Below are 13,600 nucleotides of genomic sequence, written 5' to 3'. Positions count from 1 at the left end.
TGCATGGGGGGAGGAGATCAGCGTGCGTTCGGAGGCCGGGAAAGCCGCCGTCTGGATGATCGGCGCCGTCGTCGCCTTCTCGACGATGGCCATCGCCGGGCGAAGCCTTGCGGGGCAGTTCGACACGTTCGAGATCATGTTCTACCGCTCGCTGGTCGGCATCGTGCTCGTCCTCGGCACGGCCGCGGCCACGGGCCACCTGAAGGACGTACGGGCGAGCCGCCTGCCGCTTCATGCCATCCGCAACCTGTGCCATTTCACCGGGCAGAACCTGTGGTTCTTCGCCATCCCGCTCATCCCGCTCGCCCAGGTCTTCGCGCTGGAATTCACCTCGCCGATCTGGGTCATCCTGCTCTCGCCGCTGCTCTTGAAGGAACGGATCACCGCCATCGGCCTCCTCGCGGCGCTGATGGGCTTTGCCGGCATCCTCGTGGTCACGCGCCCCTCGCCCGAGGCGCTCTCGCCCGGGCTGGTCGCCGCGGCGCTGGCGGCCATCGGCTTCGCGCTCACGGCGATCTTCACGCGGCGGCTGACGCGGCACGAGAAGATCACCTCGATCCTCTTCTGGCTCGTCATCATGCAGGCCGCCTTCGGGCTGATCTGCGCTGGCTATGACGGCGACATCGCCTTGCCGGGGATGCGCAACATCGGCTGGCTGGTCATCGTCGGCTGCGGCGGGGTCGTCGCGCATTTCTGCCTGACGACGGCGCTGAAGCTGGCGCCGGCGGCCATCGTCATGCCCATCGACTTCGCCCGCCTGCCGCTCATCGCCGTCATCGGGGCGATCTTCTACGCCGAGCCGCTCGACATCTTCGTCTTCCTCGGCGCGGCGCTGATCTTCGCCGGCAACACGCTGAACCTCACCCGCGGCCAGGCCCCGGCGCGGCGCTGAAGACACGTCCGGCAGGCCCATTTTCCGTGACGCGGGGTCGCATATTGACCCAAGGGAGAGCGGCGCGATTAACGTTTCACATTCCGGTGACGCGTTCTTGGGAGGAACCACATGACACACCTGCATAAGTCGGCGGCCGCCGTTGCCGCGCTTCTTGCCGGCGCCGCCCCCGCCTTCGCCGGCGGGCTCGACCGCACCGGCATCGACATCTCGCCGATCTTCGAGAGTGGCGGCTATGCCGAGTTGAGCTACGGGCTCGTGATGCCCGATGTCTCCGGCCAGATCGGCGGCGTCCTCAGCTCCGGCAACATGCTGCAGGATTACAGCCAGTACAGCTTCGCGCTGAAGACCGATATCGGCACCAACCTGTCCTTCGGCATCATCATCGACACGCCCTATGGCGCCGGCATCGATTATTCCGACGCCGATCCGGGCTATCCCGTCGATGCGGTCGGCACGATCTCCAGCGTCGGCGTGACGGCGCTCGGCCGCTACCGGCTGAACGAGAACTTCGCCGTCCACGCCGGGGCCCGGATGGTCACGGCCGACGGCACGCTGACCATGGGCGCCGTGACGACCGATTTCGCCCCCGCCTCGGGCACCGGATATCTGGTCGGCGCCAGCTACGAGATCCCCGATATCGCGCTCCGCGCCGCGCTGACCTATGCCTCGGCTATCTCGATGAGCCACGAGACCACTGGCATTGCCGGTGCCGGCGTCATCAACTTCGGGCCGACGGAATACGAATTTCCGCAATCGGTGAGCCTCGACGTCCAGACCGGGATCGCCGCCAACACGCTTCTGATGGCGGGCGTGCGCTGGTCGGATTGGACGGAAACCGACATCGACATCGGCCAGACCGGCACCGACCTGATCGACTACAGCAACGACGTCTATACCTACAGCCTCGGCGTCGGCTACCGCTTCTCCGAGGCCTTCGCCGCCTCGGCGACGGTGCGGTATGAAGCGTCGAACGAGCTGCCGGCCTCGAACCTCGATCCGACCGACGGGCGGATCGGGCTGAGCGTCGGCGGCACCTATACCGTCGGCAATGCCGAGATCACCGCGGGGGTGAACTACACCCGCTTCGGCGACACCACCGCCGAATTCACCAACGCGGACTTCAGCGGCAACCATTCGCTGGCCTACGGCCTGTCGCTGGGCTTCCGCTTCTGACCGCGTCGCGCCCCGGGGGCTCTCCCCGGGGCGCGCCTTCCCGCAGGTTCCGGATTGCGCGCCCCCGCGCCGCGGTGGACAAGCGGATCCATGACCGCACTCCCCGTTCAGAAATCCATCTCCGGCGTCACCTGGGCGCAGATGCTCACCCTGGCGCTGATCTGGGGCGCCACCTTCCTTGCCAATTCCGTCGCCCTCGGCGGCACGGCCCCGGCCTGGATCACGGCCGGGCGGACGGCACTGTCGGTGCCCGTCCTCTGGATCGCCGTGCTCGTCGCCCGCCAGCCCCTGCCGCGCGGCTGGGGGCTCTGGGGGGCGCTGATCGTCATGGGCGGGCTCAACAATGTCATCCCCTTCACGCTGATCGCCTGGGGTCAGCAGCATGTGCCCTCGGGGCTGGCCGCGATCCTCAATGCCTCCACGGCGCTCTGGGGGATGAGCTTCGCCGCCATCGCCTTCACCGACGAGCGGATGACGGGCGCCAAGGCGGCGGGGCTGGCCCTGGGCTTCTCCGGCGTCGTGCTGGTCATCGGGCCGGCGGCGCTCTCGGGCTTCGACCCGACGGCGCTTGGCCAGCTCGCCATCCTCGGCGCGACGGTCAGCTACGGGCTCGCCAGCGTCTGGGCGCGGCGGCGCCTTGCGCATCTGCCGCCGCTCACCTCCGCCGCCGGGATGCTCACCGGCGCTTCGCTTCTCGCCGTGCCGCTGGCCTTCGCGCTCTCCGGCCCGCCGGGCGCCCTGCCGGCCGGGGCCATCGGCGCCGTCCTTTACCTCGCGCTCGCCGCCACGGCCTTCGCCTTCATCCTCTACTATCGCATCATGGCCGCGGCCGGCTCGGGCAACACGCTGCTGGTGACGCTGCTCGTCGCGCCCATCGGCGTGGCGCTCGGCGCCGTCATCCTCGGCGAGACGCTGCCCCTGCGCGCCTGGCCCGGCTTCGCGCTCATCGCCTGCGGCCTTGTGGCCATAGATGGCAGGCTCATCCGCCGAATCCGTCTGGCGCGGCGTCAGGCGCCGAGGTAACCCCTCCCCATGCTCTATGAGACCGCGGAGGACTGGCTGGCGGCGTCGGAGAAGCGCGTGCTTCTTTTCGGCATGTCCGGCCTTGGCAAGACGCATATCAGCCAGCGCCTGCGCGCCACCGGCCGCTGGTTTCACTACTCGGTCGATTACCGCATCGGCTCGCGCTATCTCGACGAGGCCATCGCCGACAACGCCAAGCGCGAGGCCATGGCCGTGCCCTTCCTGCGCGAGCTGCTGATGACGGATTCGATCCGCGTCACCGCCAACCTCACCTTCGGCAATCTCGCCGCCGTCTCGTCCTGGCTCGGCAAGCCGGGCGATCCGGCGAAGGGCGGGCTCGCGGTGGCGGAATACCAGGCGCGGCAGGCGCGCTTCCGCGAGGCCGAGATCGCGGCGCTGCACGACACCGCGCATTTCGCCACCCGGGCCGAGTCGCTCTACGGCTATCCGAACTTCATCTGCGATTCCGGCGGCTCCATCTGCGAATGGGTCGCGCCGGAAGATCCGGACGACCCGATCCTGGCGGAGCTCGAGGCAACCTGCCTCCTCGTCTGGATCGAGGGCACGCCCGAGCACGAGGCCGAACTGATCCGCCGCTTCGATGCGGCGCCGAAGCCCATGGCCTATCAGCCGGCCTTCCTCGCCGAGGTCTGGGCGCTCTATCTCGCCGAGACCGGCAAGGCGCCCGAGGCGGTCGACCCCGATGCCTTCATCCGCTTCGCCTATGCGCGCGCCCTCGCGCATCGCCAGCCGCGCTATGCGGCCATGGCGCGCCGGGGGGTCACGATCTCTGCCGAGGAGGCCGCGGGCGTGGCGGATGAAGAGAGCTTCAACCACGTCATCGCCGCCGCCCTTGAGCGTCGCGCCGCCGCGGCCTAGATAACGGCCTTCCCCGAAGGAGGCCCCGATGCCCATCAAGCTGCCCGAGACCCTGCCCGCCTACACCGTTCTCGACGGTGAGGGCGTCATGGTCATGGGCGATCTGCGCGCCGCGCGGCAGGACATCCGCCCGCTCCGCATCGGGCTCCTCAACCTCATGCCGAAGAAGATCCAGACGGAGACGCAGTTCGCCCGGCTGATCGGCGCGACGCCGCTCCAGATCGAGCTCAGCCTCATCCGCATGAGCGATCACCAGGCGCGCAACACCGCCGCCGCGCATATGGAGGAGTTCTACCGCCCCTTCAGCGAGGTCGAGGCCGCCGGCGAGCGCTTCGACGGCTTCATCATCACCGGCGCCCCCATCGAGCACCTCGAGTTCGAGGATGTCACCTATTGGGAGGAACTCACCCGGGTGATGGACTGGACGCAGACCCATGTGCATTCGACCTTCGGCGTCTGCTGGGGCGGCATGGCCATGGCCTGGCATTTCCACGGCGTGCCGAAGCACATCCTGCCGAAGAAGGCCTTCGGCTGCTTCCGCCACCACAGCCTCGCCCCCGCCTCGCCGTTCCTTCGGGGCTTCTCCGACGATTGCACCATGCCCGTCAGCCGCTGGACAGAGATGCGACAGGAGGATATCGACCGCGCCCCCGGCCTCACAACGCTGATGACCGCCGACGAGACGGGCCCCTGCCTCGTGCACGACCCGGGCCACCGGGCGCTCTACATCATCAATCACCTGGAATACGACAGCCACACGCTGAAGGAGGAATACGACCGCGACATCGCGGCCGGGACCCCGATCGACGTGCCGGCGAATTACTATCCGGGCAATGATCCGACGAAGACGCCGATCAACCGCTGGCGGAGCCACGCGCATCTCCTCTACGGCAACTGGATCAACGAGATCTACCAGACGACGCCGTTCGACCTTGCCGAGATCGGCAGATGATCTGGGCGCTCGGGGTGCTGGCGGCGGCGGTGGCGCTCGTCGCCCTCGGCGTCCGCCGCCAGCGCGCCCGGGCCGAGGCCGCCTGCCCGCCCGTCGGGCGCCTGATCGAGGTAGACGGGCTCAAGGTCCATGTGCTCGAGGCAGGGCGCGGCCCGGCGGTGATCCTCATCCATGGCGCGGGGGGGAACCTGCGGAATTTCTCCTTCGACCTCATGGCGCGCCTGGCGCCGCAGTTCCGGGTCATCGCCTTCGACCGGCCCGGGCTCGGCCATTCGGCCCCCCTGCCCGGCCATCCGGCGCCCGCCGATCAGGCTCGCCATCTGGCGAAGGCGGCGGCGCAGCTCGGCGCCGCGCCCGCCGTCATCGTCGGCCATTCCTTCGGAGCCGCCGTGGCCCTCGGCTGGCCGCGTGACGGCTCCGCTGCCGCCATCGTCACGCTCGGCGGCGCCATGATGCCCTATGACGGGCCGCTCAGCAGCTTCTATGCCGCCACCGGCTCCTGGTGGGGCCGCTGGACGACCGCGCCGCTCATGAGCGTCTTTGCCCGCAAGCGCGACGTGGCGAGGGCGCTGGGCGGCATCTTCGCCCCCCAGACCCCGCCGCCCGGCTATGTGGAGGCCATCGGCGCGCCGCTCACGCTCCGCCGTCGCTCGCTCGCCGAGAACGGCCGGCAGGTGCGCGGCCTCTCCGCCGCGCTCCACCTCATGGCGCCGGATTACCCGAGCCTCGGTATCCCGGTTGAGGTCGTCCACGGGCTGGCCGATTCCACCTGTGGCGCCGATCTCAATGCCCGGGGCATCGCCTCTTGCCTGCCCCGCGCCACGCTGACGCTTCTGCCCGGCGTCGGCCACATGCCGCACCATGCCGACCCGGAGGCCACGCAGGCCGCGATAACCCGCGCCGCCCGCAGCGCCGGATTGATCTAGGCCCCTCCCGGCCCCATATTTCCTTGTAGCTTCGCGGCCGTTAACCGATTGGACCCCCATGACCCTGCCCTTCGACGGCGCCATTTCCCACTATCTCGAGCATGAGGCGCCGGACGAGGTCCGCGAGCTGCTCGAGGAGGCGAAGAAGGGCGACGTGACCAACCCCGACTGGCCCTATGCCGAGCGGCTCTCGAAGAAGAAATACAAGCGCAAGATGGCGCGGCTGCAGCGCCAGCTCGTGCGGTTGCAGGCCTCGGTCAAGGCGCGGGGCGACCGGATCGCCGTCGTCTTCGAGGGGCGCGATGCCGCCGGCAAGGGCGGCACGATCAAGGCACTCACCGAAAATCTCAACCCGCGCGGCGCCCCTGTCATCGCGCTGCCCAAACCGACGGAGACGGAAGCCACCGAATGGTACTTCCAGCGCTATGTGAAGCATCTGCCCGCGGCCGGTGAAATGGTGCTGTTCGACCGCTCCTGGTACAATCGCGGCATCGTCGAGAAGGTCTTCGACTTCTGCACCGACGAGGAGCGCGCCCGCTGGTTCGAGCAGGTGAACCCCTTCGAGGAGCTCCTCACCGGCGAGGGCATCAAGCTCTTCAAGTTCTGGCTCAACGTCGGCCGCGCCAGCCAGCTCGACCGCTTCCTCGACCGCGAGACCGAGCCGCTCAAGCAATGGAAGCTGAGCTGGATCGACGTCGAGGGTCTCAAGCGCTGGGATGCCTATTCCGAGGCCATCGAAGAGACGCTCTTCGTCACCCATACCACCGGCGCGCCCTGGACCATCGTGCGCTCCGACGACAAGCGCCGGGCGCGGATCAACCTCATCCGCGCGCTGCTGCACGGGCTCGACTACGACGGCAAGGATCTCGAAGAGATCGGCCCGGTCGACGAATCCATCGCGGGCGGCCCGGAGCTCTGGACCCGTGGCTGAGGCGGCCGCCTGACATGGCGAAACAGGGCTATCACCACGGCAACCTGCGCGAGGCGCTGGTGCAGGCAGCGCTGGAGCTGATCGAGGAGAAGGGGCCGACCGGCTTCACGCTCTCGGAAGCCGCGCGCGGCGCCGGCGTCACGCCCGCCGCCGTCTACCGGCATTTCGAGGGCCGGGAGGATCTGATCGCCGAGGCGGCGCGGCAGGGCTACGAGATCTTCGGCGACCTGATGGATTACGCCTATAACGGCGGCAAGCCCACGGCGCTCGCCGCCTTCGAGAAGGTCGGCCGCGCCTATCTCGCCTTTGCCCGCAAGTACCCTGGGCACTACGTCGCGATGTTCGAAAGCGGCATCTCGATCCAGCGCAACCCCGATCTGGCCGCCGCCGCCGACAAGGCGCTCGGCGTCATGCAGAAGGCCGCGGTCAAGCTCTCGGAGCATATCCCGGCCAGCCGCCGGCCGCCGCCGCAGATGTTCTCCGCCCATATCTGGGCGCTGAGCCACGGGGTGGTGGAGCTCTTCGCGCGGGGCTCGCCGGGCACCAAATCGCCCTTCCCGCCGGAGGACCTCCTCGAGACCGGCATCGGCGTCTATCTGCGCGGGCTCGGGCTGATCCGGCCGGACGACTGAGCGACAGCACTCGGCGGATTGCCGCTGAGCCAACCTGGCACATTGCCGGCGGCCGGCCGCGTCTCTAGCCTCGGAATTGGCTGGCGGGCGGTACGAGGAGGTGCCGCCCGGATTCACACCCAGTCAATGATCCGGGCATTGATCGCGGGCCGTCCGGCCCGGCGCCCCTGCCCGGCCTTTGGGAGGAGAAACCATGAAAACGACTCTACGCGCGGCGCTCGCCGCCGCGGCGATTGCCGTCGCCGGCGTCGCAACCCCGGCCCTGGCACAGAACCAGCCCGACCCGCTGCCCGACTGGGCGCTGGAGGGCGACCTGTCGAACTTCCCGCCGCCGACCGATGTCGCCCAGCCGCAGGAGGATTTCGACACGCTCACCCCCCGTGGCATGTGGATCGAATATGTCACTGAGGGTTTCTACATCGTCCGCGGCCCGCTCTACGTCTGCACGCCCGGCGGCTTCTGCTCCGATACCTGGGGCGATGACGGCATCATCCACGAGCCCGGAGTCGTTGCCGTTCGAGTCACGCCCGAGGGCGTCATCATCGCCGATAGCAAGTTCGACTTCCATGTCGAGGAGCTCGTGCGCCTGATCGGCACCGTTACCGACCAGCCGATCCGCTACGCCGTCGCCACCCACGCGCATGGCGACCACAATGGCGGCCTCAGCGAGCTGATGAAGCTAGGCGTGGAGGTGGTGGTGCAGGACGACTTCCGCACCGCATATGCCCGCGACACCGCGGATGAGGGCGAGCCGATCCCCCGCATCACCTATGGCGACCACGGCTCGATCACGCTCGGCGGCGTCCGCGTCGAGATGATCCACCTGCCGATGAGCCATACCGCCAGCGACAGCGTGATCTTCTTCCCCGATCTCAAAATCATCCATGGCGGCGACGTGATGCTCGAAGCGATGCCGCATATCGACTACCCGCGCGGCGGCAGCGCCATCGGCTGGGCGGATGCCGTCTACGAGATGCTCAAGCTCGATTTCGAGACGGTCGTCTCCGGACACGGCCGGCTGCTGACCCGCGAGGAGGTCGTGCAATACGGCGAGAACGTGCACGAGATGAACGACCGCATGGAAGAGATCGTCCGCGAGGGTATCCCGGTGGATGAGGCCTATGACGCGCTCGGCCTCGAGAGCTGGGGCTGGGAGCTGACGGGCAGCACCTCGACCTTCAAGCTCGACGTGCCGGCCTATTACGAAGAGATGGCCGCGATCATCGAGGCGACCGACGCCATCGCAGAGCAACGCTCCGAGTAACCGAGCGGCAGGGCGGCCCCGCGCCGCCCTGCCTGCGCGATTTTTCATCAGGGCGCGCTGCAGCCGCCCTGCCGCAACTTTCCCCATTGATCTTTTGGCCCGCATCGCAAAGCCTTGTGCGAACAAGAGACGCGCGGGGGCACGAACGGGATCATGGCCGGCGGATTTCTTTCCACCGAGCGGGGGCGCAGCGCCGCCCTTGTCGCGCCGCCGTTCCTTTATGCCCTTCTCCTCCTCGCCGTCCCCTTGGGCGCCATCATCCTCTTCTCGTTCTGGCGGAAGGACGGCTACGACGTCGTTCCCGACTTCACGCTCGACAATTACCGCGAGTTCCTCGACGGCCAGGTTTATCAGGTGCTGCTCGGCCGCTCGCTGAAGGTCTCGGCCATCGTCACCGCCATCACGGTGATCCTCGCCTATCCCATCGCCTATTTCATCTCGTTCAAGGTGCCGAACGCCAGGAAGTCGCTCTGGCTCTTCCTCATCACCATCCCGTTCTGGACGAGCTATCTCGTCCGCGTGTTCCTGTGGAAGGTGATCCTCGGCTACAACGGCGTCATCAATTCGGGGCTCCTGGAGATCGGGCTGATCGACGAGCCGCTGACCTTCATCCTCTATTCGGTGAATTCGGTCATCATCACGCTGGCCCATGCCTTCGCGCCCTTCGCGATCCTGCCCATCTTCGTGGTGCTGGAGAAGATCGACCGCTCGCTCCTCGAGGCGGCGCGGGACCTGGGCGAGAACCGTTTCACCACGTTCCTGCGCGTGACGCTGCCGCTCTCGATGCCCGGCCTCATGGCCGCCGTGCTGATCGTCTTCATCCCCACCATCGGGGATTATGTGACGCCGGAGCTCATGGGCGGCTCGGGCGGCAAGCTCATCGCCAACATGATCCAGACGCAGTTCCTGCAGCTCAACAACGCGCCCCTCGGCGCCGCGCTCGCCATTATCGCCATGCTCTGCGTGACCGCGATCTCGCTCATCCTCATCTTCCTCAACCGCCGCTGGCTGAGGTGAGCCCATGAGCCTTCGCATCTACGCCATCGCCTACCTGATCTTCCTCTACGCACCGATCGTGCTTCTGCCGATCTTCGCCTTCAACGACGGCACGATCATCGCCTTCCCGCTCCAAGGGTTCACCACCCAGTGGTTCGGCGAGCTCTGGACGACCAAGGCGCTGCATGACGCAGTGAAGAACTCGCTCTTCATCGCCGTGCTGACGGCCCTCTTCTCGACGCTGCTCGGGATGCTCACCGCCCGCGCCGGCGCCATGGCGAACTTCCCCGGCAAGGGCGGGATCATCGGCTTCATCATGCTGCCGCTGGTGCTGCCGGAGATCATCGTCGCCGTGTCGCTGCTCGTCATGCTCCGCCAGGTGCTCGACATGAGCCTTAGCAACTGGACGGTCATCGCCGCGCATACCCTCATGTGCACCCCCTTCTCGGTCGCGATCCTCAACGGTGCCTTCCAGAGCCTCGATCCGGCGATGGAAGAGGCCGCGATGGACCTCGGCGAGAACCGCTGGAGCGCCTTCCGTCTGGTGATCCTGCCCTTGGTGATGCCCGGCATCATCTCCTCGATGCTGATCGCCTTCACCATCTCGCTCGACGAGTTCATCATCGCCTTCTTCCTCACCGGCGCGAACCCGACGATGCCCGTCTACATCTGGGGCCTGCTGCGCTTTCCGGCGAAACTGCCGGTGGTCATGGCCTTGGGCACCATCCTCGTCACGCTGTCGATCATCCTGTTGTCGACGGCCGAATATTTCCGCCGCCGGGGCCTCCGCCGCGCCGGCATCAAGGACCCGGGAGGCTTCATTTGAACGCCGAGAGCAATGCGCTGATCGAGCTGAAGGCCGTGCACAAATGGTATGGCGACTACCATGCGCTCCGCGGCATCGACCTGAAGATCCGCTCGGGCGAGTTCTTCTCGCTGCTGGGGCCCTCCGGCTGCGGGAAGACGACGCTTCTGCGCACCATCGCCGGCTTCGAGCCGATCTCTGACGGCGCGCTCCATATCGACGGGCGCAACATGGCGCGCGTGGCGCCCAACCACCGGCCGACCAACATGGTCTTCCAGAGCTATGCGATCTTCCCGCATCTGAGCGTCGCCGAAAATGTCGGCTTCGGGCTTCGCCGCGATTCCCGCAGCAAGGCCGAGAAGACCAAGGCCGTCGGCGAGGCGCTGGAGATGGTGGGGCTGGCGGGCTACGGCTCGCGCGCCGCCCATGCGCTTTCCGGCGGGCAGCGGCAGCGGGTGGCGCTGGCGCGGGCGCTGATCCTCAAGCCCAAGGTTCTGCTGCTCGACGAGCCGCTCTCCGCGCTCGACAAGAAGATGCGCGAGCAGATGCAGGTGGAGCTGATGAAGCTCCAGCGCGAGGTCGGCATCACCTTCATCCTCGTCACCCATGACCAGGAGGAGGCGCTGGTCATGTCCGACCGCATCGCCGTGATGTTCGAGGGAGAGATCGGCCAGCTCGGCGACCCCGAGAGCCTCTATCGCCGGCCCAATTCGGCGCGGGTGGCGGAGTTCATCGGCATGATGAACTTCCTCCCCGGCGAGGTGACCGGCCCCGGCGAGGTCGATATGCCCGGCCTCGGCCGCGCCGGCGTCGCGCCCGACCAAATGACCTCCGGCGCCTTCACCGGCCCGGCGCGTATCGGCATCCGGCCGGAGACACTGTCGCTGCTCTTCGAGGGCGAGCCCGACCGCGGGCGGGTGACGGAGGCGGTGGTGGACGAGGTCGTCTATTACGGCGACATGACCTATTACGACGTGCGCATCCCGGGCGTGGAGACGCCGCTCCGCCTGTCGATGAAGAACCTCATCGGCCGCCCGGTGCTCGACGTCGGCACGCCGGCCCGGGTGACCTGGGACGAAAAGGCCCTGGTGGTCCTGCCGGCGGCCTGAGCTGCGGCGCATGTAGCGCGTAGCTCTCGCACGGAAATCGCGCGCATTCCGCGACTTGCAGAACAGAGCTTGCGCGCCACATCAAATGCGGCGCGCAAGTCTTTGATCAGAGGATGAAATCCGACGCCGTCAGGTCGACGAGGCCGGAGAGGTAGATCGCCATCTCCGCGCCCTTGTCGTTGTCGGTGTCGATATAGACCATGGTGAAGTCCTTGTCCTCGCCCGCCAGATCGACCTGCCGGTACACGACCTCGCCGTAGGATTCGGAACCGATCTTGTCCGTCCCCGAGAAGACGAACTTGTTGTTGCCGCCCCGCAGCGAGCTCGCGTCGATCAGATGCAGGTCGATCTTGTCGCCCGCCTCGAAATCGAGGATCCGGTCGGCGCTGGCAGCGTTGGCGCGGCTCTCCGTCGTGCTCGTGAAGACGAACTTGTCGGCCTGGGCGCCGCCCATCATCCGGTCAATGCCGAGCCCGCCGGTCAGCCGGTCGAAGCCGCCATCGCCCTTCAGGAAGTCATTGCCGTTGCCGCCGTCGAGCTGGTCGTTGCCGATGTTGCCGCGCACGGTATCCCAGCCGTTGCCGCCGGAGACGATGTCGTGCCCCGCCCCGCCGCGGACGTTGTCATGGCCGCCGCCGCCGTCGACGACATCGCGATCGGCCCCACCATTGATGAGGTCCTGGCCGATGCCGCCGTTGATCCAGTCGCGGCCCGAGGCGCCGTTGATGATGTCATTGCCGAGCTGGCCGTTGATCGTGTCGCCGCCTGCGCCGCCGTTGATCCGGTCTCCGCCGACGCCGCCGCCGAGGATGTCGGCGCCGCCATGCCCGAGGAGCAGGTCTTCGCCATAGCCGCCGGTGATGACGTCCCAGCCGGCGCCGCCGGCGAGAATGTCGAAGCCTTCGCCGCCATCGATCACGTCGGCATCGTCGCCGCCGTTGATGATGTCGTCACCGCTGTTGCCATAGAGCTCGTCGCGGCCGCCATTGCCCTTGAGCAGGTTGTCGAGGGCGTTGCCCGAAATGAGATCGGCGAACTGGCTGCCGTAGACATTCTCGATATCGCCGAGGAGCCACAGGAAGTCGCTCGGGCGCTCGCTGAGAAGATCCTCGATCGGCAAGGCCGCGCCCACCATCGTGTCGACGAGATCCGAAAACGTCGTGTCCGGCAGCGAAATGCTCCAGCCTTCCTCGGCCTCGCGCGCATCCAGCGTATCGGTGCCGGAGGCGTCCCAGATCGTCTCGTAGACCAGATCGCTCTCGATGACGTGGAACGTATTGCCGGCATTGGTGCTCATGTCGGCGCCGTAGAGATATTGCAGCGCCAGGACGTCGAGCACCATCATGGTGCCCGGATTGGACTGGCCGGTGCCGCGACCGTCATCGCCATAGGAGAAATCGTAGGACATGACGGTGAAGAGCGTGTCGTCGAGATAGTCGAGCCCGAGTTCGTAGAAGGTCGGCCGGCCGGTGCCGCCATCGTCATGCGGATGCTTCAGCCCGATCGTGTGACCGATCTCGTGCATGACGACGAAATAGCCGAGCCCGCCCCTGGTCGTCAGGTCGATATCGGCCATGGGGCTGTAGGCGTTCAGGAAAATGTCCCCCGCCCGCATATCGCCGGGCTCGGGAAAGTTCCCGATGGCGAATGTGCTGGGTTCGTAGGGAAACCACGACACGTAGTCGCCGTCATCGAAGGCGATGTTGACGTCGGAGCCGTAGGCATAGGCGTCATCGGCATCGTCGTAGTGACCGCTGAACACGAAATCCACGGCGACATATTGGTCGATCTCGGCGAAGAGCTGGCTGTAGGCCGCGATGATGCCCGCCGGATCCGCCCAGATGATCGACGGCGAATCGGAGATGGACCAGTCGATCCGGCCCTCCGTCCCCGTGTCCCACACGTAACCATGTGTCATCATGTCGACGAGGGCGTCGCCCGTCTCCGAAAAATACTGTCCGTTAAGATAGGCCATGGCCCCCCCCGAAAAGACTATGCTGAATTTAAGTTAAGGT

13 protein-coding genes are annotated in these 13,600 nt (G+C 67.1%); 12 read left to right on the top strand and 1 reads right to left on the bottom strand.

Features of this window, described 5'->3' with window-relative positions; all coding sequences use genetic code 11:
* Positions 1–22 precede the first annotated feature (22 nt).
* The 12 genes from ACAZ03_RS07620 (at position 23) to ACAZ03_RS07565 (ending at position 11,585) form a co-directional block, all read left to right on the top strand.
* Positions 23–892 carry a DMT family transporter gene (locus ACAZ03_RS07620; RefSeq protein WP_373356839.1) on the top strand — a complete coding sequence of 290 codons (870 nt, stop codon included), beginning with the start codon at positions 23–25 and terminating at the stop codon, positions 890–892.
* A 111-nt stretch (positions 893–1,003) separates the two neighbouring features.
* The gene (locus tag ACAZ03_RS07615; RefSeq protein ID WP_373356838.1) at positions 1,004–2,068 is read left to right on the top strand and encodes an OmpP1/FadL family transporter; all 1,065 of its coding nucleotides are present in this window, start codon (positions 1,004–1,006) and stop codon (positions 2,066–2,068) included.
* Positions 2,069–2,158: 90 nt separating this feature from the next.
* Positions 2,159–3,091 (top strand): DMT family transporter, encoded by a 933-nt coding sequence (locus ACAZ03_RS07610; RefSeq protein ID WP_373356836.1) that lies wholly within the window; start codon positions 2,159–2,161, stop codon positions 3,089–3,091.
* 9 nt (positions 3,092–3,100) lie between these two features.
* A complete protein-coding gene (locus ACAZ03_RS07605) occupies positions 3,101–3,970 on the top strand; it encodes an ATPase (RefSeq protein WP_373356835.1) in 870 nt (289 codons plus the stop codon).
* 28 nt (positions 3,971–3,998) lie between these two features.
* The gene (gene metA / locus ACAZ03_RS07600; RefSeq protein ID WP_373356834.1) at positions 3,999–4,922 is read left to right on the top strand and encodes a homoserine O-succinyltransferase; all 924 of its coding nucleotides are present in this window, start codon (positions 3,999–4,001) and stop codon (positions 4,920–4,922) included.
* Entirely contained in the window at positions 4,919–5,848 is a 930-nt protein-coding gene (locus tag ACAZ03_RS07595) for an alpha/beta fold hydrolase (protein WP_373356833.1), read from the top strand. The genes metA and ACAZ03_RS07595 overlap by 4 nt, the downstream gene beginning before the upstream one ends.
* A 58-nt stretch (positions 5,849–5,906) precedes the next feature.
* On the top strand, positions 5,907–6,779 hold the full coding sequence (gene ppk2 / locus ACAZ03_RS07590) for a polyphosphate kinase 2 (protein WP_373356832.1): 873 nt from the start codon (positions 5,907–5,909) through the stop codon (positions 6,777–6,779).
* A 14-nt stretch (positions 6,780–6,793) separates the two neighbouring features.
* On the top strand, positions 6,794–7,411 hold the full coding sequence (locus ACAZ03_RS07585) for a TetR/AcrR family transcriptional regulator (RefSeq protein WP_373356831.1): 618 nt from the start codon (positions 6,794–6,796) through the stop codon (positions 7,409–7,411).
* A 193-nt stretch (positions 7,412–7,604) separates the two neighbouring features.
* Positions 7,605–8,675 carry an MBL fold metallo-hydrolase gene (locus ACAZ03_RS07580; protein ID WP_373356830.1) on the top strand — a complete coding sequence of 357 codons (1,071 nt, stop codon included), beginning with the start codon at positions 7,605–7,607 and terminating at the stop codon, positions 8,673–8,675.
* A gap of 153 nt (positions 8,676–8,828) precedes the next feature.
* Entirely contained in the window at positions 8,829–9,692 is an 864-nt protein-coding gene (locus tag ACAZ03_RS07575) for an ABC transporter permease (RefSeq protein ID WP_373356829.1), read from the top strand.
* Between the two features lie 4 nt (positions 9,693–9,696).
* On the top strand, positions 9,697–10,497 hold the full coding sequence (locus tag ACAZ03_RS07570) for an ABC transporter permease (protein WP_373356828.1): 801 nt from the start codon (positions 9,697–9,699) through the stop codon (positions 10,495–10,497).
* Positions 10,494–11,585, top strand: coding sequence for an ABC transporter ATP-binding protein (locus ACAZ03_RS07565; RefSeq protein WP_373356827.1), 1,092 nt, complete (start codon positions 10,494–10,496; stop codon positions 11,583–11,585). Before ACAZ03_RS07570 ends, ACAZ03_RS07565 begins: the two co-directional genes overlap by 4 nt.
* A gap of 106 nt (positions 11,586–11,691) precedes the next feature.
* Here the strand turns inward: ACAZ03_RS07565 and ACAZ03_RS07560 are convergent, their stop codons facing one another.
* Positions 11,692–13,560 (bottom strand): M10 family metallopeptidase C-terminal domain-containing protein, encoded by a 1,869-nt coding sequence (locus ACAZ03_RS07560; RefSeq protein WP_373356826.1) that lies wholly within the window; start codon positions 13,558–13,560, stop codon positions 11,692–11,694.
* Positions 13,561–13,600: the final 40 nt, after the last annotated feature.

Source organism: Pseudoroseicyclus sp. CXY001, assembly GCF_041714655.1.
Lineage (GTDB): Bacteria > Pseudomonadota > Alphaproteobacteria > Rhodobacterales > Rhodobacteraceae > Pseudoroseicyclus_A.
The sequence above is the reverse complement of the archived record's forward strand: the minus strand, read 5'-3'. Positions and strand labels throughout refer to the sequence as shown.